Origin of the sequence: Rhizobium sp. Leaf306 (genome assembly GCF_001423425.1) — a bacterium.
Classification (GTDB): domain Bacteria; phylum Pseudomonadota; class Alphaproteobacteria; order Rhizobiales; family Rhizobiaceae; genus Neorhizobium; species Neorhizobium soli.
Window position 1 is genome coordinate 37,223 of the sequence record NZ_LMNX01000001.1, and the last position, 18,300, is coordinate 55,522.

An 18,300-nucleotide genomic window follows, 5' to 3' on the forward strand; every position below is an offset into this window, starting at 1 on the left:
ACGGATCTAAGGCTCTGATTGCAAGTGCTTTTTGTACCGCCTGCCCTGCGGAGTCGGCCACTGTTGCGCAGTCCCGGGCACCCCTGCCGTTTTTACTCTATCGCCTCGCGCCACGCTGGCTTAGTTTTGGCGCAAACAGACATGATGGTGCGGCGTTTCGCGCGAAGCCACGCCCAACAGACCGACGAGGAAACGAATGACCCGCCTTCTCAACCCGATACTGAAGACGCTTGCTGCCGGTTCGATGCTGGCCGCAACGGCGTTTGCCGTTCCGGCCTTTGCCCTGGATGACCAGCAGAAGAAGGAGATGGGCGAATTCATCCGGGAATATCTTATCCAGAACCCGGAAGTGATGATCGAGGTCCAGAACGCGCTGGAGGCCAAGCAGCAGAACCAGCGCGTCGACCAGTCCACCAAGGCGGTCGCGGCCAACAAGGAGGCGATCTTTGCCTCCCCCACCGACATCACGCTTGGCAATCCGAAGGGCGACGTCACGGTCGTTGAATTCTTCGATTACAATTGCGGCTACTGCAAGCATGCGCTGGCCGACATGGACACCATTCTCAAGAGGGACAAGAACGTCCGCTTCGTGCTGAAGGAATTCCCGATCCTCGGCCCGGACTCGATTGCCGCGCACAAGGTTGCCAATGCGGTGCGTCTGGTCGCCCCGACAAAGTATGCCGAGTTCCACCGCACGCTGCTCGGCAGCCGCGAGCACGCGTCCGAAGAGACCGCGCTCTCTGTCGCCACCGCGCTTGGGATCGACGGAGCAGCACTGCGGAAGTCGATGAAGGACAATCCCAACGACGATCTCGTACGCCAGGCCTATCAGTTGGCCACCGCGATCGGCATCACCGGCACGCCGACTTATGTTGTCGGAGACGAGGCCGTGTTCGGTGCTGTTGGCCTCGATACGATCGAGGAAAAGGTCGCCAATGTGCGCGCTTGCGGAAAGGCCAGCTGCTGACGGCCGAGATTTCGAGCGGGATGCTGCATTCTTGCCCGTTCGCCGGTGGATGCATGGCGTTTAGGCGCGTCAGGGGCTTTCCCTTGCCGTCCCAGCGGTTTATACGTGGCCGCTGAATTCTGGGTGGAACAAATAGTTATCTCGATGAGCAAACCGATTTTCGTCCTCAACGGTCCCAACCTCAACATGTTGGGAAAACGCGAACCTGGCATCTATGGCGGCAAAACCTTGGCCGATGTGGAGCAGGAATGTGCGGCCGTTGCTGCCGAACTCGGACTGACTGTCGAGTTTCGCCAGAGCAATCACGAGGGCGTCCTCATTGATTGGATGCATGAGGCCGGCGAGCGGGCTTCCGGTGTCGCCATCAATGCCGGCGCCTTTACCCATACCTCGATCGCCCTTCACGATGCGATCAAGGCCATTTCCGTACCGGTGGTGGAACTTCATATCTCGAATGTGCATGCGCGGGAGGAATTCCGCCACCATTCCATGATTGCACCGGCCTGCAAGGGCATCATCTGCGGGTTCGGCACGCAGAGCTACGTGCTCGCGCTGCACGCCTTGAAGACCACCATCGCCTGACAACATAACAAAACAGTAGGGTTTGCCATGTCTGAGAAGAAAGCCGGTATCGACAAGGGACTGATCCGCGATCTCGCGAACATCCTCAACGACACTGATCTCACCGAGATCGAAGTTGAGCAGGATGACCTGCGCATCCGTGTTTCACGCGCAGGCACTCCCCAGTACGTTCAGGCTCCGATTGCAGCCGCGCCTGCCCTCGCGGCCGCCCCTGCCGCCGCTGCAGCACCCGCTGCCGTAGCCGGCCCGGACCTCAAGAACGCGCTCACCGCTCCGATGGTTGGCACCGTCTACCTGGCACCTGCTCCCGGTTCGCGCAATTTCGTCGAAGTCGGCGCGACCGTGAAGGAAGGCCAGACCCTCGTCATCATCGAAGCCATGAAGACGATGAACCAGATCCCCTCGCCGAAGTCCGGCAAGGTTACGGAAATCCTGGTCACAGACGGGCAGCCTGTCGAATATGGCCAGCCGCTCGTCATCATCGAGTAAGGCGATCTCATGATCTCGAAAATCCTCATAGCCAACCGCGGCGAGATTGCACTTCGCGTCCTGCGCGCCTGCAAGGAACTCGGCATCGCGACCGTCGCCGTTCACTCGACGGCCGATTCGGATGCGATGCATGTGCGCCTCGCCGACGAGAGCGTCTGCATCGGCCCGCCGCCTTCGCGTGACAGCTATCTGAACATCCACCAGATAGTTGCCGCCTGCGAAATCACCGGTGCCGACGCCGTTCATCCCGGTTACGGCTTCCTGTCCGAGAACGCCAAGTTCGCGGATATCTTGGAAGCGCACGGCATCACCTTTATCGGACCGACCGCCGAGCATATCCGGCTGATGGGCGACAAGATCACGGCCAAGAAGACGGCAGTGGAGCTTGGCATTCCGGTCGTTCCGGGTTCGCCCGGCGAAGTTCTGCCTGAGAACGCGCTCGAAATTGCCCGCGAAATCGGTTTCCCGGTGCTGATCAAGGCGACCGCTGGCGGTGGTGGCCGCGGCATGAAGGTGGCAAAGACCGAGGCCGAGCTCGAGGAGGCCGTGTCCACGGCCCGTTCCGAAGCGCTCGCAGCTTTCGGCAACGATGCCGTCTACATGGAAAAGTATCTCGGCAAGCCGCGGCATATCGAGATCCAGGTCGTCGGTGATGGCGAAGGCAATGCCATTCATCTGGGTGAACGCGACTGCTCGCTGCAGCGCCGCCACCAGAAGGTCTGGGAAGAAGCCAATTCGCCGGCCCTCGATGTCGAACAGCGCATGAAGATCGGCCAGATCTGCGCCGACGCCATGAAGAAGATGAAGTATCGCGGCGCCGGTACAGTCGAGTTCCTCTACGAAAACGGCGAGTTCTATTTCATCGAAATGAACACCCGTCTTCAGGTCGAGCATCCGATCACCGAAGCGATCACCAATATCGACCTGGTGCACGAGCAGATCCGTGTTGCCTCCGGAAACGGCCTGTCCGTGACCCAGGACGAGATCCAGTTCCAGGGCCATGCGATCGAGTGCCGCATCAATGCCGAGGATCCAAGGACCTTCGTTCCGTCGCCTGGCACGATCACGCATTTCCATGCTCCCGGCGGTCTCGGCGTTCGCGTCGATTCGGGTGCCTATGCCGGCTACAAGATCCCGCCTTACTACGACAGCCTCATCGGCAAGCTCATCGTGCATGGACGCACCCGCGCCGAATGCATGATGCGCCTTCGCCGCGTGCTGGACGAGTTCGTCGTGGATGGTATCAAGACCACACTTCCCCTCTTCCAGGAACTGGTGGACAATCCGGATATCTTGAGCGGCAACTACGATATTCACTGGCTGGAAAACCATCTGGCCGGCGACAAGTCTCACTAGACGCTACCTACCGGATCCACACGATCCGTTAGCGGTTCATAAGATGCTGTCGACCATTCCGCGCCAGATGTGGCGCGGAATGCGATGGCCGGATCAAGGAGACCGATGGCAGGGCGTCGTGGCAAATATTACCCGGCAATAACCCCGGAAATTCTGTTGCGAGCCTATTCCATCGGGCTTTTCCCGATGGCGGAAGCCGCCGATGACCCGGAGATATTCTGGGTCGATCCCGAGATGCGGGGTATCCTGCCGCTCGACGCTTTTCACGTCTCCAAGAGCCTGCAGAAAACGGTCCGCAAAAAACCCTTCGACATCCGTTTCGACACCGACTTTGAGGGCGTCATCGCGCTTTGCGCGCAACCGGCCGATGACCGGCCGAGCACCTGGATCAACGAGACGATCCGCAAGCTCTATCGCGAACTCCACCACATGGGCCATGCCCATAGCGTGGAGGCTTATGACGGCGATGAACTCGTCGGCGGGCTTTACGGCGTTTCGCTTGGCGCTGCTTTCTTCGGCGAGAGCATGTTTTCGCGCCGAACCGACGCGTCCAAGATCTGCCTCGTGCATCTGGTGGAACGGATGAAGGCCAAGGGGTTCGAGCTGCTCGATACGCAGTTCACGACAGAACACCTGAAGACCTTCGGGGCGATCGACGTTCCGAAGGATGACTATCTCAAGCTGCTGCATGCGGCAGTCAACTCGCCACATCTCGAATTTTGATCTGTCCGGAAATCGTTGATTTCAATTGGTCGCGCGGGCGGGTGCCGGCACGTCGGAAGTCTGCTTGCAGCCTGTCAGCCAGACGTCATAGATTGGGTGCTCGACGGCGTTGAGGCCGGGGCTGTCCGCAAACATCCAACCGGTGAAGATGCGGCGGATCTTGCGGTCGAGTGTGATCTCGTCGACTTCGATAAACCCGTCGATCTTTTGGGCTTCCGTTTCGTCTCGGGAATAGCAGACCTTCGGCGTCACCTGAAGCGCGCCATACTGCACCGTCTCGTTGAGATAGACGTCGAATGTGGTGATGCGGCCGGTGATCTTGTCGATGCCGTTGAAGACGGCAACCGGATTTTCGATCCGCGCAGCCGAGGCATTTCCCCCTGTCAGAACCGAGACGACGGCCAGAAAGACGCCAATCGATCGTGTGCGGGGGGAAAGCTTCGTACGTGTCATTATTGGTCCCGTCTCGAAAAGGCGTCCTGGGAATGCCCGATCGAGGACTAGTTGTGGAATATGGCTAAAACAGGTGCCAGTCAGGCTCAGTTGCCGGGCGTCCAGGCGTCATAGTCGCCGGTGACGCGAGGACGTTCACCATTGGCCGACAGAGAACCCTGAGGCCGGTATGCAAGCGGCGATCCGGTGAGGTTCGGCTTGTGCGACTTCTGCCATTCGCGCGCCTTGTAATCCTCCTGCGACGGAGGCGTATCGGTGCGGTAATGCATCCAGCCGTGCCAGCCTGGCGGGATCGCGGAGGCTTCGGCGTAATCCTTGTAGATCACCCAGCGCTTCGGCTTACCCCAGGAGGTCATCGGGCCTTCGAAATAGACGTTGCCCAACTCATCGTCGCCCACCTTCTTGCCATGGCGCCAGGTGAAGAAACGCGTGCCCATGGTTTGGCCGTTCCACCAGGTGAAGATCTGCAGCAGGAGATTTTTCATGGGCTTGTCCATAGGATTGGCAAACAGGTGACCAGTCGAACTGGCTCCACCGCTTATGCCGCCAGACAGCGGTGATGTCCAGCATTTCCGAGATGTAGACCTCTATTTGAACTTCATCTTGAAGCCCGCATGGCTCTTGGCAAAACCCAACCGCTCGTAGAAGCGATGGGCATCCGTGCGCGCCGCATTGGAGGTCAGTTGCACGAGGCGGCAGTCGCGCCGCTTTGCCTCTTCGATCGCGTAACCGATCATCTGCGCGCCGATCCCCTTCCCGCGCATGTCGGGTCTCGTCTGCACGGCTTCGATAATCATCGACAGCGAGCCGCGACCGGTCAGCGTTCGGTTGAACAGGATCTGGAACGTGCCGACAACGTCGCCGTCCCGCTCGGCAACGAAAAGCTGCTCGTTCTGGGAGGCATCGATCATGTTGAAGGCGCGCAGGTAATCGTCGTAGGCGTCTGCATCGGTCGTATCGCCGTGGCCACCGACATCGTCGGAAGCAAACATTGCGATCAGTTGGGAGAGGTCCGATTCGCGAGCCCTGCGAATGATGATGCCGTCCATGTCACCCTCCCCTGATCCGAGCCGTCTAAAGCGACTGGAGCCGCTTTTCCATGATAATCGCCGGCAGGCCGGAGTTCGGCGCGCCCCATTCCTCCATGCGGTCGACTTCGGCAAAGCCAAGCCGCTGGTAGAAGGAGGCGGCACGCACATTCGGCAGCGACACCTCGACCCGCATGATTTCCGCATCCGGGAAGCAGGTCTCGATTTCGGCAAACAGATCCCGACCGATGCCGTCATTCTGGCAGGCCGGCGCGACGTAGAGCTGATGCAGCATCACCGTCTTTGCCATTTTCGGGTAGACGGCGGCGTAAGCGATGCCGCCGATCTTGCTTCCATCGTCGGCGACGAGAAACTCGCCGTCCTTCTTGATCAGCCGCGTGCGGATGGCGACCGGCGAATGCCAGTTGCGCACCATCTTCTCGACGGCGTCTGCACCGTAGAACGGGTCGTAGGACTGATGAAACGTCTCGGCGAGAAGGACGCGGATCTTCTCCACGTCCTCGTCGCCCGCTGTGCGAATGAAGTAGACCAACAGGTTAGTCCTCGATGCCCAGCTTGGCCTTGACCAGGGCCTGGACGGCCTGCGGATTAGCCTTGCCGCCGGTCGACTTCATCACCTGTCCCACGAACCAGCCGGCAAGCGTCGGCTTGGCCAGAACCTTGGCGACCTGATCGGGATTGGCGGCGATGATGTCGTCCACGGCTTTTTCAATGGCGCCGGTATCGGTGACCTGCTTCATACCGCGGCTCTCGACGATGTCCGCCGGGTCACCGCCTTCGGAAAAGACGATCTCGAACAGGTCCTTGGCGATCTTGCCGGAGATGACTTCCGACTTGATCAGATCGATGATGCCGCCAAGCTGGGCGGGAGAAACCGGAGTCTCTTCAATGCCTTTGCCCGCTTTGTTCAAGGCGCCCAGCAAGTCGTTGATGACCCAGTTGGCCGCCATCTTGCCGTCGCGGCCCTCAGCCACGGCTTCGTAATAGTCGGCGATGGCCTTCTCGGAAACCAGAACCGAGGCGTCATAGATCGAAAGGCCAAGTTCAGCCACGAAGCGGGCCTTCTTGTCGTCAGGCAGTTCCGGCAGGTCCTTGGCGAGCTCTGCGACGAACGCGTCGTCGAAGACGAGCGGCAGCAGGTCCGGATCCGGGAAATAGCGATAGTCGTGCGCGTCTTCCTTGGAGCGCATCGACCGCGTTTCGCCCTTGCCCGGATCAAACAGGCGGGTCTCCTGATCGATCGAGCCGCCGTCCTCGAGGATGGCGATCTGGCGACGGGCTTCGTATTCGATCGACTGGCCGATGAAGCGGATCGAGTTGACGTTCTTTATTTCGCAGCGCGTGCCGAAACCTTCCCCCGGACGACGCACGGACACGTTGACGTCGGCGCGCATCGAGCCCTCGTCCATGTTGCCGTCGCAGGTGCCGAGATAGCGCACGATCGAGCGCAGCTTGGTCATGTAGGCCTTCGCCTCGTCGGACGAACGCATGTCGGGCTTCGAGACGATTTCCATCAGTGCCACGCCGGATCGGTTTAGGTCCACATAGGACATGGTCGGATGCTGGTCGTGCATCGACTTGCCGGCATCCTGTTCCAGGTGCAGGCGTTCGATGCCGATCTCGATATCCTCGAACTGGCCCTGGCGGTCGGGGCCGAGCGAGATCACGATCTGGCCTTCGCCGACGATCGGATCCTTGAACTGCGAGATCTGGTAGCCCTGCGGAAGGTCAGGATAGAAATAGTTTTTGCGGTCGAAGATCGAACGGTTGTTGATCTGCGCCTTCAGGCCAAGGCCTGTGCGGACAGCCTGGCGGACGCATTCCTCGTTGATCACGGGAAGCATGCCGGGCATTGCCGCATCGACCAGCGAGACGTTGGCATTGGCAGGCTTGCCGAACTCGGTCGAAGCGCCGGAGAACAGTTTTGAATTGGAGAGAACCTGGGCGTGCACCTCCATGCCGATGATCACTTCCCAATCGCCAGTGGCGCCGGGAATGAAGCGTTTCGGATCGGGCGTGCGGACGTCAACTAGGGTCATCTTATGCTCGTTCGGGCTTAGTTTCGAAGTGCTTTGTGGGTAGAGCAAATGTTGGCGAGGTGCAAGCGCAGGCCAAGGCTTGCCGGGTGAAACATCTGATACCGCCCAGGATGAATCTTAACCGGAGCGCAGTTAGCTGGGGTTCATGACCCTCAACCTTGCGCTGACACTTCTCGTTCTCTGCATCCTCGTCAACGCAGTCGTCTTTTCCGTCTACTGGATCGACAAGCGGGCCGCCAGGAATGGACGCTGGCGGGTCAGCGAAACAACGCTCCTCCTGCTCGCATTTGCCGGCGGAAGTCTGGGCGCCGTGGCGGCCCAGCGCGTGTTGCGTCACAAGACGCACAAGGAGCCGTTCAGGACCATCCTTGCCGCCATCGTCACGCTGCATGTCTGCGTGAGCACCGTGCTGATCCTTGCGGCGTCCGGAATGCTCGCATCGATCTGGACGCTGCTCGTCGGCGTTTAAAAATTCGGCCCGTAGGTGCCCGGATCGTCGGATACGAGTTGCTTGGACAGTCCCATGGACTGGATGTCGCGATCGATCTTCGGCTGATAGGCGCTCGAAAGCCAATGGACGCTGTATCCCTGCTTTTCGAAGAAACCGACTGCCCCGTCGTTCTGCGCATGGGTCTCGACCCGCGCCTTATCGAACCCGCGACGAACGATATCGGCCTCGATATCGGCGAGCAGCGCCTTTCCGAGCCCCTGCCCCTCAAACTGCGGGTCGATCCAGAAGTCGGTGATCAGGTCGTCGCGATTCTCACAGGCAGCCCAACCGGCGACCGTGCCGTGGGCCTCGATCACCAAGATTGTCAGCCAGGACGAGGAAACGAAGTCGCGAAATGCGGCAAGCGCACTTTCGCGCATGCTGGACGGATCGCCAACGGCGCCCATCGCTTTTTCCCAGCTGAGCAAGCCGATCTGGACTAGCGCGGCTTCGTCGTCCTGACGTGCATTGCGAATGTTAGCCATAGCGTCCCCTGTGTCAGGAACAGTAGATCATCCGCATGCGATTCTGGCTAGAATGACCGTGTTCGCGGAATAGCCAGCAGTCGACCTCCGGCTACCACCATTTCGCAGGCGTAAACTTCCCCGCTGCCTGTTCGATCACATGCGCCGTGCGGAACAGGGTTTCCTCGTCGAACGGCTTGCCGATCAGCTGCAGGCCAAGCGGCAGGCCCTTCTTGTCGAGACCGGCCGGTACGGCGATGCCGGGGAGGCCTGCCATGTTGACCGTCACGGTGAAGATGTCATTCAGGTACATCGCGACCGGATCGGCAGCGAGTGCCTCGTCGGCAATGCCGAAGGCAGACGACGGCGTTGCGGGCGTCAGGATCGCATCGACACCGGCATGGAAGCAGAGTTCGAAATCGCGCTTGATCAGCGTGCGGACCTTCTGCGCCTGCAGGTAATAGGCGTCGTAATAACCGGCAGACAAGACGTAGGTGCCGATCATGATGCGGCGCTTGACCTCGGTGCCGAAGCCGGCCGCGCGGGTCTTTTCGTACATGTCGGAAATGTCCTTGCCATCGACGCGCAGGCCGTAGCGAACGCCGTCATAGCGGGCAAGGTTGGACGAGGCTTCAGCAGGCGCCACGATGTAATAGGCAGGCAGCGCGTATTTCGTGTGCGGCAGCGAGATATCGACGATCTCGGCACCGGCATCCTTCAGATAGGCAATGCCCTTCTGCCACAGGGCCTCGATGTCTTCCGGCATGCCCTCGACGCGGTATTCCTTCGGAATGCCGATCTTCATGCCCTTGACCGACTGGCCGAGCGCCTTTTCGTAATCCGGAATGGGCAGATCGACGGAGGTCGTGTCCTTGCGGTCGACGCTTGCCATCGACTTCAGCATGATCGCGGCATCGCGAACGTCGCGCGCGATCGGGCCGGCCTGATCGAGCGAGGATGCAAACGCGACAGTGCCCCAGCGTGAGCAGCGGCCATAGGTGGGCTTGATGCCGACGGTGCCGGTAAAGGCGGCCGGCTGGCGGATCGAGCCGCCGGTATCGGTCGCAGTCGCACCGGCGCAAAGATGCGCGGCGACGGCAGCGGCTGAACCGCCCGAGGAGCCGCCCGGAACCAGCTGAGTGTTCGAGCCTTCGGCTTTCCAGGGATTGACCACAGGTCCGTAATGCGAGGTCTCGTTGGAGGAGCCCATGGCGAACTCGTCCATGTTGAGCTTGCCAAGCATGACGGCGCCGTCATCCCACAGGTTCTGAGTGACGGTCGATTCGTATTCGGGCTTGAACCCGTCGAGTATATGGCTGCAGGCCTGGGTGTGGACGCCCTTGGTGGCAAACAGATCCTTGATGCCGAGCGGAATACCTTCGAGCGCCCCAACTTGACCCGAAGCGCGACGGGCATCGGAGGCCTTCGCCATCTCCAGCGCCATCTCGGGCGTAACGGTGATGTAGGCGTTAAGGACGGAATTTGCAGCGTCGATAGCGCCGAGATAGGCGTTCGTCAGATCGACGGAAGTGAATTCCTTCGATGCCAGTTTGTCGCGGGCTTCGGCAATGGTCAGGCTGGTCAGGTCGGTCATGATTTTTCGTGCTCTCGAAAGGCTAAAACGGGTCGGCGGCGCTTGGGCTAAAGCGGCTTATTCGACGACCTTCGGCACCATGAAGAAATTGCGGTCGGTTGCGGGCGCATTGGCGACGATATCGTCTGCCTTGTTGCCGTCGGTGACGACGTCGGCGCGCAACCGCATTTCCATCGGCATCACCGAGGTCATAGGCTCGACGCCTGTAACGTCGACTTCCGAGAGTTGTTCGACGAAATCGATGATCCCGTTCAATTCGCCAACCATGCGATTGGCCTCATCCTCCGTAACCGCAATACGGGCGAGGCGCGCGACGCGCTTGACGGTGGCGAGATCGACGGACATGGCAGGGCTCCGGTGGTAAAATTCACCTTCGCTATAATGGCCATGCCCGTCCTTCGCAACAGGCAGGGCGCCGGTTTCCTGGCGCGCCTTAACTGAAATGCCCGTTCAGCAGGTCAGCGTCACGCCGACGCCCGGCACCTCGACGGCGGTGCGGCTGCCTTCCATGCCCTTGACGAACTTGTCGGGTGTCTGCTCGATCATCGGGAACGTGCCGTAGTGGCAGGGAATGGCGTGCTTGAAATCGAAGAAGCGCTGGCAGGCAACGGCTGCGACAGCACCGCCCATGGTGAAGCGGTCGCCGATCGGCACGATGCCGATATCCGGCTGGTGCAACTCGTTAATCAGTCCCATGTCGGTAAAGATATCCGTATCACCCATGTGCAGAACCGACATCTCGTCGTCGAAATGCAGCATCAGTCCGTTCGCGGAACCGAGCGAGTGGGACACGCCGAGCTCGTCGATCTGGCCGGACGAATGGAGCGCCTGTGTGAAGGTCGCGGTGAAGCCCTCGAAGCCGACTGTGCCGCCGGTATTGCCCATCTCGAGCTTCTCGACGCCTTTTCCACCCAGCCAGGATGCGAGATCGGCGTTGGCAAGAACGATGGCGCCCTTTTCCTTGGCGATCGCGACCGTATCACCGACATGGTCGCCATGACCGTGGGTGAGAAGGATATGCGTGACACCTTCGGTCACGTCTTTCAGATCCTGGCCGGCAAAGGTCGGGCTATGGGTCAGGAACGGGTCGATCAGGATCTTTGCCTTTGCCGTTTCGATGCGGAAGGCGGCATGGCCGAGCCAGGTAATTTTCATGGGGAAGTGTCCTTGAGGATGGCAAAAAGAGAGGTGATGACACCAAATCAAAATTCATAGATGAAACTTCGAAAGGGAGGTTCCGAAGCACCGAAAGCGGATGAGACTCTGAACTCGGTTGTCTCACCTCACACCTCATCAAATAACGCGGCGCTTTCACATTTCAAAGGTCTAGGACGATGATTGCGCGAGCAGCGCCCGTATCGGAATTGACACACAGGCGGCGCCACGTTGCCACTGACTTGCCACTGGGTTAAGCGGTCGCATCCCGATATGATCGTCGCATGCTCGCTGCGATTGCGTCACATCCGAACCCCTAAGGAAACCGACATGGCCGACGACGATTATATCTATGACGAGGCTACCGGCGAATGGCTGTCTGCAGCCGATGCGGCTGCGAAGGCTTCCGCTGCATCCGAGGTGCGTGACTCAGCCGGCAATATTCTTGCCGATGGCGATGCAGTCACTCTCATCAAGGATCTCAAGGTGAAGGGAGCCGGTCAGACGCTGAAACAGGGCACCGTCATCCGCTCGATCCGTCTCACCGACAATCCGGAAGAGATCGATTGCCGGCACGATGCGATCAAGGGCCTCGTGCTGCGCACCGAATTCGTGCGCAAGAAAACCTAAGGTCAGCATATGGCAATCCTGACCATAGAAGAGCTCGCCACGACACTTGCGCCCGGCAAGGCAGTTGCAGGGCTCGATCTCGGTACCAAAACCATCGGGCTTGCGATGTCCGATCTCGGCCGGCGGTTCGCCACGCCCCGCACCGTCATCAAGCGCGTCAAGTTCACCAAGGATGCGGAGGTTCTGCTGGCGTTCGCGGAGAAGGAGAAGGTCTCAGCCTTCATTCTCGGGATGCCGATGAACATGGATGGTTCCGCCGGGCCGCGGGCTCAGGCGACCCGCGCCTTTGTGCGGGCGATGTCGGAGAAGACTGCCATTCCTTTCGTCTTCTGGGACGAAAGACTATCGACGGTCGCGGCTGAACGGGCACTTCTGGAGATGGATGTTTCGCGGGCCAAGCGCGCCGAACGCATCGATTCGGCGGCTGCGAGCTTTATTCTTCAGGGAGCCTTGGACAGGCTTTCGTCCCTTGCCAGAGAAACCGGCAACGACGTCCCAACCTGACGGCTACGCCACCAGGCTGCAATCTGCTTGCGCTTGCGGAAGGCGATGATGGCGAAAACGACAAGACTGTCGAATGCGATTGCGCGGGCAACCAGCGGCGGGATGGTTTCGGGTGGAATTCCGAGGACGTCGCCATAGACCTGAAAGACCAGATCATGGGTCTGACGGGTCAGCATGAAGAAGCCGAAGCTCATGTCGTAATAGGAAAGCCCGTACCAGCTGCCCAGCAAAAGCACGGGCCCTGCCCACAAGATCAAGAGCAACTTCATGCGGTTTCGCCTTCTGGTTCCGCTGGAGACAGGTCCAGCGTTACGACCCATCTCGACAGCGCCATCAGGCTGAGGACCAGAGCAGGAATGGCAATGTCGAGCGCCAGCACTGCAAAGATCGTCGTCATGACGATCAGCAATGCGATGCTCGTTGTGGAAGTTGCATTCTTGCCCATGGACGGCCGCGATTTGGTTAAGAAATCATTAACCAGAGATTTAGGCCGCATGGCGAAAGCTGCAATTCAAAACGCCAAACATGGTTAATTTCCAGAGCGTCGCTGTGGAGAACGTCTGCTGCTCAGCCGTAGATGGCGCGAACCAGGCGGCGAACGGAAGACGCTACCTTTTCCCAGTCTTTCTCGGACTTTAACGGTATGCCGGCGAACTCGCCGCTGACGGCAGACGAGACGACCAGATGCTGGATGGCGGCAAACAGGATGGCATTCGTGGTCGCGACATCGACACCCTTCGGGGGTGTGAGCGAGCCGCGCATCTTGTCCAGCCACTTTGCGAGAGCCTTGGTGCGTGATTCGGTCAGACGCCGGACCTGCGGCGTATCCTGCGACACTTCCCAGGCGACGATCTTGCAGACGAGCGGGTCCTCGCGCAGCGCATCCATGAAATAGATGGCGAGCTTTTCCATCAGGTCGCCGTAGGTCAGAAGAAACATGCCGCCGGTATCTTCGGGAATGCGATCCTTGACCCAGTTGCCGAGATCGGCGCCGATCGCGTCGATGAGGCCGTTGAGCCCGCCGTAATAGCGATAGATCAGTTGCTTGTCGCAGCCGGCGCGCCGCGCTACCGCATTGACGCCGAAGCCTTGGAAACCTTCCTCGGCCAGCAGCGTGCGGGCAGCAATGAAGATCGCGCGCTCCGTGCCGGCGCGGTTGCGGGGTCGCACGACTTGAGCGGATGCAGAACCGGTCTCGGTATTCGTCTCGGCTATCTGAAGCATCGCCCGCCTGTCTCGCAACTATTTGTTAACCATGGCGATAGCCCGCCGCTTCCCGTCATCGCAAGCGGCAGACGGCGCCATGCACAGGATAGAAGGCGGAAAACAGAGTGTCGCTGCCGCAACCGTGCGGGCAGCCTATCGTCTCGCCTGTCGGCGATCGCAGCTTACGTTGCTGGCGGGTAGAGAAGATCGACGATGTAGCGAGCGTCGAAGCGTGCATCGAGCATGCCGTAGGTCGAGCGCCAGCCGCCGGCGAGACGGGTTTCGAGGAAGGCATCGGCGATCTTGCCGGCACCGAGGCGCGCAAGCTCTGCTGCACCGGCCGCCAGCGCCAGCTGTTCGATCAGAAGCCTCGCAGCACCCTCGTCGCGCTCGCACAGCGCCATCGCGGCACGCAGAACTTCCACGGTCTTCTTGCCCGATGCGCCGAGATCCCGCTCAAAACCGGCCAGAACCGTATCGAACAGATCGCGGCCTCGCGACAGCACGCGCAGAACGTCGAGCGCCATGACACTGCCCGAGCCTTCCCAGATCGCATTGACCGGCGCCTCGCGGTAATGCCGGGCAATCGGACGCTCCTCGACATAGCCATTGCCGCCCAGGCATTCCATTGCCTCGGCGATAAGCGATGGCGCGATCTTGCAGTTCCAGTATTTGATGACTGGCGTCATGACGCGGGCATAGGCCGCATCGCCGGGGTTGCCGCGGGCGCGATCGAACGCGTCGGCCAGCCGGAACGACAGCGCCGTTGCAGCCGCGACATCCAGCGCCATATCGGCGAGCACGCGCGTCATCAGCGGCTGATCGATCAGGTTCTTGCCGAACACGGCACGACCGCGGGTATGATGGACCGCTTCGGCCAGCGACGCGCGCATCATGCCGGCAGACGCGACAGCACAATCGAGACGGGTCAGAGTCACCATATCGAGAATGGTGCGGATGCCGCCGCCAGACTCTCCGAGCAGATAGCCGAAGGCGTCGGTGAACTCGACTTCGGACGATGCATTGGAGCGGTTGCCGAGCTTGTCCTTCAGCCGCTGGAAATTCAAGCCATTGGCCGAACCGTCCTCGAGGAGCCGCGGCACGAGGAAACAGCCGATTCCCTCATTTGTCTTTGCCAGCATGATAAAGCCGTCGCTCATCGGCGCCGACATGAACCACTTGTGGCCGGAAAGGCGGTAGATCCCCTCGCCCACACGCTCGGCGGTAGACCGGTTGGCGCGCACGTCGGTGCCGCCCTGCTTTTCGGTCATGCCCATGCCGACCGTGATGGCGGACTTCTGCATGGCCGGCCGATTGGTCGAATCGTATTTGCGCGACAGAACTTTCGGCGCCCATTCCTTATGGACGCGTGGGGAAGCCATCATCGCCGCAATCGAAGCGCTCGTCATCGTCAGCGGGCACAGATGGCCGCATTCCAGCTGGGCGGACAGATAAAAGCGCGTGGCGCGAACCTTGTGTTCGTGGGCACGCTGCTCCGGAATGGTCTCCCAGATCGACGAATGCAGGCCGCTTTGCATCGAGCGGCGCATCAGGGCATGCCAGGCAGGATGGAACTCGACCGTGTCCTGCCGCTCGCCGCGCGGACCGTGGGTGCGCAGTTTGGGCGGATTTTCGTTCGCCATCCGCGCCAGTTCCTGGGCTTCCGGAGAGGTCACGTAATTGCCGAGCTGGTCGTATTCGTCGCGGATCGCGCGGTTCAGATCGCCGGTCAGGTCGACCACAAGGGGATCGGAGCGGTAGGCATTGATCCCCGACCAGGGCTTCGGCTGGTTCAGTTCGCCAAATTTTTCTTCATCGCGCGACATGTCGTTCATGGGGCGGTTCTAGCGGAAGTTAAAGGGCGTGGGAACGGCAGCATAGAAGGAATTCGACGGTTCTTCACAAAAGCTGACGACCGGCGCATAATCCATGCTGGCACTGAGCGGAGACGAAAGTTGCAGTCATGAGTTTGCGAAAATTCAGCGTCACGCTACCGCAAGATCTGGCGGACGAGATCGTGAGCCGTGTGGAAACCGGCCAATACGCCTCTACCGATGAGGCAATGCAGGCCGCGGTCGATGCACTTCTGCGGGACGACGCCGAACAGGATGAGCGTCTCGCGGCAATCCGCAACCGCGTCAAAAAATCGCTGGAAGATCCGCGACCCAGTATCAGCGGTGCTGAGGCTCGTGCCCATCTCGACAGGCTTTACACCTCGCATAAGCCGTAGATAACCTCCCATCCCGCTTGCGGCCTTCCCCCCCAGACCTTATAGACCGCCGAACGCAAGCGGAGACGCCCCCTATGGTCTTCTTTCCCCACCGCCATCTCCTTGGCATCAAGGGTCTCACCCGGCAGGACATTACGACGCTTCTCGACAAGGCCGACGAGGCCGTGCAGATTTCCCGTCAGCGGGAAAAGAAGACGTCCACGCTTCGGGGCCTCACCCAGATCAATCTCTTCTTCGAAGCCTCGACGCGCACGCAGTCCTCGTTCGAGCTTGCCGGTAAACGGCTCGGCGCCGACGTGATGAACATGTCCGTCAGCAATTCGTCGGTGAAAAAGGGCGAAACGCTGATCGATACGGCGATGACGCTGAATGCCATGCACCCGGACGTGCTGGTTCTGCGTCATTCCTCGGCCGGTGCCGCCGCCCTGCTTGCTCAGAAGGTGACCTGCTCGGTGGTCAATGCCGGCGATGGCCAGCATGAACATCCGACACAGGCGCTGCTCGACGCTTTGACCATCCGCCGGGCCAAGGGCAAACTATCAGGCATCATCGTCGCCATCTGCGGCGACGTTTTGCATTCGCGGGTCGCCCGCTCGAACATCATCCTGTTGAATGCCATGGGCGCCCGCGTCCGGGTCGTCGCGCCATCGACACTTCTGCCGTCAGGCATCCGCGACATGAGCGTCGAGGTCTTCCACTCGATGGAAGAAGGTTTGCGGGATGCGGATGTGGTGATGATGCTGCGCCTGCAGCGCGAGCGCATGGCCGGCTCCTTCGTGCCGTCGGTGCGCGAATACTTCCACTTCTACGGTCTCGATGCGGAAAAGCTGAAAGTCGCCAAGGGTGATGCGCTGGTCATGCATCCGGGTCCGATGAACCGCGGTGTCGAAATTGCTTCCGATGTCGCGGACGGTCCGCAGAGCGTCATCGAGCAGCAGGTCGAAATGGGCGTCGCCGTCCGCATGGCGGTCATGGAAACACTCCTGACCTCCAATCAGGGAGAGCGCGCATGAGCACGACCACGTCCAACGGCACCGTTCTCAGGAACCTGCGCATCATCGATCCCTCGCGCAATTTCGATGAAACCGGCACGATCATCATCGGCGCCGACGGCCGCATCCTTGCAGCCGGAAAGGATGCCCAGAACCAGGGTACACCCGACGGCGCCACGGTGCGCGATTGCCAGGGTCTTGTCGCAACGCCTGGTCTTGTCGATGCGCGCGTCTATGTCGGCGAGCCGGGTGCTGAACATCGCGAGACGATTTCTTCGGCCAGCCGTGCCGCTGCTGCCGGTGGCGTCACCTCGTTTATCATGATGCCGGATACCGATCCTGTTCTCGACGATATTGCGCTCGTTGAATTCGTGCAGAAGACGGCGCGTGACAAGGCGATCGTCAATGTCCACACTGCCGCAGCGCTCACCAAAGGGCTTGCCGGCAAGGAGATGACCGAGTTCGGCCTGCTGCAGCAAGCCGGTGCCGTGGCCTTTACCAATGGCCGTCACGGCCTGTCCGATTCGCTGCTGCTGCGCCGCGCGATGACCTATGCGCGCGAGTTCGATGCGGTGATCTCGCTCGAACTGCGCGAGAAATATCTCGGCAACGGCGTCATGAACGAGGGACTATTCGCCTCCTGGCTCGGCCTGTCGGGCGTGCCGAAGGAAGCGGAGATCATTCCGCTGGAACGCGATCTGCGGATTGCCGGCCTCACCCGCGCCAAATATCACGCGGCAAAAATCTCGGTGGCGGAATCGGCCGAAGCCATGCGGACTGCCCGGGCACGCGGCGCCAACGTCACCTGCGGCGTGTCGATCAACCATCTGTCGCTCAATGAAAACGACATCGGCGAATACCGCAGCTTCTTCAAGCTGTCGCCGCCACTGCGCTCCGAAGACGACCGGATCGCCATGGTCGAAGCACTCGCCGACGGCAGCATCGATATCATCGTGTCCTCGCATGATCCGCAGGATGTCGATACCAAGCGTCTTCCCTTCGCCGATGCCGCCGATGGCGCGATCGGGCTTGAAACCATGCTGTCGGCAGCCCTTCGCTTGCATCACGACGGTCGCGTGCCGCTGATGCGGCTGGTCTCTGCAATGTCGACCCGCCCGGCCGAAATCTTCGGTCTGGACGCCGGCACGCTGAGACCCGGCGCAAAGGCCGATATCACGCTGATCGATCTCGACGAGCCTTGGATCGTCGCCAAGGATATGCTTCTGTCGCGCTCGAAAAACACGCCGTTCGAGGACGCGCGCTTCTCCGGCCGGGCCGTCGCGACCTATGTCGGCGGGAAATGCGTTTATAAACTGGGATAGAGATGGGGCGGGCCAACCCCTCGCGCGCTTGCGCGAAAGGGTTGGAACGGGGGCA

General features: G+C 60.4%; 25 protein-coding genes. 12 read left to right on the forward strand and 13 right to left on the reverse strand.

The annotated features are described in order from the left end of the window. Positions 1–244: 244 nt before the first annotated feature. The 5 genes from ASG19_RS00155 to aat all read left to right on the forward strand — a co-directional run bounded on the left by ASG19_RS00155 (position 245) and on the right by aat (position 4,117). Entirely contained in the window at positions 245–967 is a 723-nt protein-coding gene (locus ASG19_RS00155; RefSeq protein WP_244476101.1) for a DsbA family protein, read from the forward strand. 144 nt (positions 968–1,111) lie between these two features. After that, positions 1,112–1,549 (forward strand): type II 3-dehydroquinate dehydratase, encoded by a 438-nt coding sequence (gene aroQ, locus ASG19_RS00160; RefSeq protein WP_062453186.1) that lies wholly within the window; start codon positions 1,112–1,114, stop codon positions 1,547–1,549. A gap of 27 nt (positions 1,550–1,576) precedes the next feature. Continuing rightward, positions 1,577–2,038 carry an acetyl-CoA carboxylase biotin carboxyl carrier protein gene (gene accB, locus ASG19_RS00165; protein WP_062453187.1) on the forward strand — a complete coding sequence of 154 codons (462 nt, stop codon included), beginning with the start codon at positions 1,577–1,579 and terminating at the stop codon, positions 2,036–2,038. A gap of 9 nt (positions 2,039–2,047) precedes the next feature. After that, complete coding sequence (gene accC, locus ASG19_RS00170) at positions 2,048–3,394, forward strand: acetyl-CoA carboxylase biotin carboxylase subunit (RefSeq protein WP_062453188.1); 1,347 nt, start codon at positions 2,048–2,050, stop codon at positions 3,392–3,394. A gap of 105 nt (positions 3,395–3,499) precedes the next feature. Further along, the gene (gene aat / locus ASG19_RS00175; RefSeq protein WP_062453189.1) at positions 3,500–4,117 is read left to right on the forward strand and encodes a leucyl/phenylalanyl-tRNA--protein transferase; all 618 of its coding nucleotides are present in this window, start codon (positions 3,500–3,502) and stop codon (positions 4,115–4,117) included. Positions 4,118–4,138: 21 nt separating this feature from the next. Here aat and ASG19_RS00180 read toward each other — a convergent pair whose 3' ends face one another. The 5 genes from ASG19_RS00180 to gatB form a co-directional block, all read right to left on the reverse strand. Further along, positions 4,139–4,570, reverse strand: coding sequence for a DUF2155 domain-containing protein (locus ASG19_RS00180; protein WP_062453190.1), 432 nt, complete (start codon positions 4,568–4,570; stop codon positions 4,139–4,141). Between the two features lie 86 nt (positions 4,571–4,656). After that, the gene (locus ASG19_RS00185; protein ID WP_062454718.1) at positions 4,657–5,055 is read right to left on the reverse strand and encodes an NADH:ubiquinone oxidoreductase subunit NDUFA12; all 399 of its coding nucleotides are present in this window, start codon (positions 5,053–5,055) and stop codon (positions 4,657–4,659) included. Between the two features lie 102 nt (positions 5,056–5,157). Continuing rightward, positions 5,158–5,619: a GNAT family N-acetyltransferase gene (locus ASG19_RS00190; RefSeq protein ID WP_062453191.1), complete on the reverse strand. Its 462-nt coding sequence runs from the start codon at positions 5,617–5,619 to the stop codon at positions 5,158–5,160. A gap of 25 nt (positions 5,620–5,644) precedes the next feature. Next, positions 5,645–6,151 (reverse strand): GNAT family N-acetyltransferase, encoded by a 507-nt coding sequence (locus ASG19_RS00195; protein WP_062453192.1) that lies wholly within the window; start codon positions 6,149–6,151, stop codon positions 5,645–5,647. Positions 6,152–6,155: 4 nt separating this feature from the next. Beyond that, entirely contained in the window at positions 6,156–7,658 is a 1,503-nt protein-coding gene (gatB, locus tag ASG19_RS00200) for an Asp-tRNA(Asn)/Glu-tRNA(Gln) amidotransferase subunit GatB (protein ID WP_062453193.1), read from the reverse strand. Positions 7,659–7,803: 145 nt separating this feature from the next. Here gatB and ASG19_RS00205 point away from each other — a divergent pair, with 145 nt between their 5' ends. After that, positions 7,804–8,127 (forward strand): DUF1294 domain-containing protein, encoded by a 324-nt coding sequence (locus ASG19_RS00205; protein WP_062453194.1) that lies wholly within the window; start codon positions 7,804–7,806, stop codon positions 8,125–8,127. Here the strand turns inward: ASG19_RS00205 and ASG19_RS00210 are convergent. From ASG19_RS00210 to ASG19_RS00225, 4 genes are all read right to left on the reverse strand, one after another. Beyond that, positions 8,124–8,633: a GNAT family N-acetyltransferase gene (locus ASG19_RS00210; protein WP_062453195.1), complete on the reverse strand. Its 510-nt coding sequence runs from the start codon at positions 8,631–8,633 to the stop codon at positions 8,124–8,126. The genes ASG19_RS00205 and ASG19_RS00210 overlap by 4 nt on opposite strands. Before the next feature lie 91 nt (positions 8,634–8,724). Further along, the gene (gatA, locus tag ASG19_RS00215) at positions 8,725–10,206 is read right to left on the reverse strand and encodes an Asp-tRNA(Asn)/Glu-tRNA(Gln) amidotransferase subunit GatA (RefSeq protein ID WP_062453196.1); all 1,482 of its coding nucleotides are present in this window, start codon (positions 10,204–10,206) and stop codon (positions 8,725–8,727) included. A 57-nt stretch (positions 10,207–10,263) separates the two neighbouring features. Beyond that, the gene (gene gatC, locus ASG19_RS00220; RefSeq protein WP_062453197.1) at positions 10,264–10,551 is read right to left on the reverse strand and encodes an Asp-tRNA(Asn)/Glu-tRNA(Gln) amidotransferase subunit GatC; all 288 of its coding nucleotides are present in this window, start codon (positions 10,549–10,551) and stop codon (positions 10,264–10,266) included. A gap of 105 nt (positions 10,552–10,656) precedes the next feature. After that, complete coding sequence (locus ASG19_RS00225; RefSeq protein ID WP_062453198.1) at positions 10,657–11,361, reverse strand: metal-dependent hydrolase; 705 nt, start codon at positions 11,359–11,361, stop codon at positions 10,657–10,659. Positions 11,362–11,691: 330 nt separating this feature from the next. Between ASG19_RS00225 and ASG19_RS00230 the strand changes: the two genes are divergently transcribed. Further along, positions 11,692–11,991: an alkylphosphonate utilization protein gene (locus ASG19_RS00230; protein WP_062453199.1), complete on the forward strand. Its 300-nt coding sequence runs from the start codon at positions 11,692–11,694 to the stop codon at positions 11,989–11,991. Between the two features lie 9 nt (positions 11,992–12,000). After that, a complete protein-coding gene (gene ruvX / locus ASG19_RS00235) occupies positions 12,001–12,495 on the forward strand; it encodes a Holliday junction resolvase RuvX (protein WP_062453200.1) in 495 nt (164 codons plus the stop codon). On the opposite strand, the gene ASG19_RS00240 is transcribed toward ruvX, so the two are convergent. Both ASG19_RS00240 and ASG19_RS24570 read right to left on the reverse strand, forming a co-directional pair. After that, the gene (locus ASG19_RS00240) at positions 12,432–12,764 is read right to left on the reverse strand and encodes a DUF6105 family protein (protein ID WP_062453201.1); all 333 of its coding nucleotides are present in this window, start codon (positions 12,762–12,764) and stop codon (positions 12,432–12,434) included. The genes ruvX and ASG19_RS00240 overlap by 64 nt on opposite strands. Next, positions 12,761–12,892 carry a hypothetical protein gene (locus ASG19_RS24570; RefSeq protein WP_256413734.1) on the reverse strand — a complete coding sequence of 44 codons (132 nt, stop codon included), beginning with the start codon at positions 12,890–12,892 and terminating at the stop codon, positions 12,761–12,763. The genes ASG19_RS00240 and ASG19_RS24570 overlap by 4 nt, the downstream gene beginning before the upstream one ends. Between ASG19_RS24570 and ASG19_RS23745 the strand changes: the two genes are divergently transcribed. Then, positions 12,891–13,028 carry a hypothetical protein gene (locus tag ASG19_RS23745; RefSeq protein ID WP_156461817.1) on the forward strand — a complete coding sequence of 46 codons (138 nt, stop codon included), beginning with the start codon at positions 12,891–12,893 and terminating at the stop codon, positions 13,026–13,028. The two genes, ASG19_RS24570 and ASG19_RS23745, sit on opposite strands and share 2 nt — an antisense overlap. Positions 13,029–13,062: 34 nt before the next feature. Here ASG19_RS23745 and ASG19_RS00250 read toward each other — a convergent pair whose 3' ends face one another. Beyond that, positions 13,063–13,719 carry a TetR/AcrR family transcriptional regulator gene (locus tag ASG19_RS00250; RefSeq protein WP_062453203.1) on the reverse strand — a complete coding sequence of 219 codons (657 nt, stop codon included), beginning with the start codon at positions 13,717–13,719 and terminating at the stop codon, positions 13,063–13,065. A 164-nt stretch (positions 13,720–13,883) separates the two neighbouring features. Beyond that, positions 13,884–15,536 (reverse strand): acyl-CoA dehydrogenase family protein, encoded by a 1,653-nt coding sequence (locus ASG19_RS00255; protein ID WP_062453204.1) that lies wholly within the window; start codon positions 15,534–15,536, stop codon positions 13,884–13,886. Between the two features lie 128 nt (positions 15,537–15,664). Between ASG19_RS00255 and ASG19_RS00260 the strand changes: the two genes are divergently transcribed. From ASG19_RS00260 to ASG19_RS00270, 3 genes are all read left to right on the forward strand, one after another. Then, the gene (locus ASG19_RS00260) at positions 15,665–15,931 is read left to right on the forward strand and encodes a hypothetical protein (protein WP_062453205.1); all 267 of its coding nucleotides are present in this window, start codon (positions 15,665–15,667) and stop codon (positions 15,929–15,931) included. Positions 15,932–16,005: 74 nt separating this feature from the next. Further along, positions 16,006–16,944, forward strand: coding sequence for an aspartate carbamoyltransferase catalytic subunit (locus ASG19_RS00265; RefSeq protein ID WP_062453206.1), 939 nt, complete (start codon positions 16,006–16,008; stop codon positions 16,942–16,944). Next, positions 16,941–18,245 carry a dihydroorotase gene (locus ASG19_RS00270; RefSeq protein WP_062453207.1) on the forward strand — a complete coding sequence of 435 codons (1,305 nt, stop codon included), beginning with the start codon at positions 16,941–16,943 and terminating at the stop codon, positions 18,243–18,245. Before ASG19_RS00265 ends, ASG19_RS00270 begins: the two co-directional genes overlap by 4 nt. The last annotated feature ends 55 nt before the right edge of the window (positions 18,246–18,300 follow it).